General features: G+C 35.2%; 1 protein-coding gene. It reads right to left on the reverse strand.

The window, feature by feature from the left end; genetic code table 11:
- Positions 1-42: 42 nt before the first annotated feature.
- Positions 43-761 (reverse strand): IS1 family transposase gene (locus ACIR131C_RS24145; RefSeq protein ID WP_155962961.1). Its coding sequence is split into 2 segments (ribosomal slippage): positions 43-422 and positions 422-761, totalling 720 coding nucleotides; the frame shifts between segments, so codons are not numbered across the junction.
- Positions 762-858: the final 97 nt, after the last annotated feature.

Raw genomic sequence — 858 nt, forward strand, 5'->3', positions numbered from 1 at the left:
GGCATTGCTGAATTAGGGTATGATAAAGGAAAGGAGCGATCGCTAAACAGGATAATAATTCCTATTATTTGGATAAGGCGTTGGCACATCTGCAAATTTGAGATAGTGAATTAATAATTGAATAGAATATCGGAGCATTTCCTCAGATTTAGAATAACAAAGAGTTTTTCGATGTAACCTGGCCAAATAATGTCTTAATCTTGTATTTTCACCTTCTACTCTAGTCATGTAGATTTTGCTGATAATTTGCTCACCATCGGGAATAAAATTTGGATAAACTTTCCATCCATCTGTTACATAAAAATAGCATTTCCATTGAGCGACAAGTTCCCATAATGGAGCAAAAGTTTCGCCACTATGATCTCCTAAAACCCATGCTAAAATGCCCTGTTTAAAGTGGTCTACAGCCGTCCAGAGCCAAACTTTGTTTTTTTTGACCCCACAAAAGTTTCTAATTCATCTAATTCCCCAACATCAGGAATTGTTTCAGGATCATAATAATCTGGCAACAGTTTTCCTACTTGTTTAACCCAATTAATAATTGTTGTATGATGCACATTTTTCACTCTTTCAATTCCTCTAAATCCCATGCCATTAACATACATTTTTAGACATTCTTTTTTGATTTCTTCAGAGTAACCTCTCTGGTTTTCATAAGAGTCTATAAATTGTCGACCACAGTTTACACAAATATAGTTCTGTTTCCCTTTTTTATGACCATTTTTATTTATATGAGTTGACTTACATTCAGGACACTGCATAATATTTGATTCTCTTTGGTATTAGTTTTTAGCGAACTGACAAGTCAGCGCTTCGCTATCGCTCCTTCCCCTAATCATACCCTAATTCAGCAACGCC

Source organism: Dolichospermum circinale AWQC131C, assembly GCF_000426905.1.
Lineage (GTDB): Bacteria > Cyanobacteriota > Cyanobacteriia > Cyanobacteriales > Nostocaceae > Dolichospermum > Dolichospermum circinale.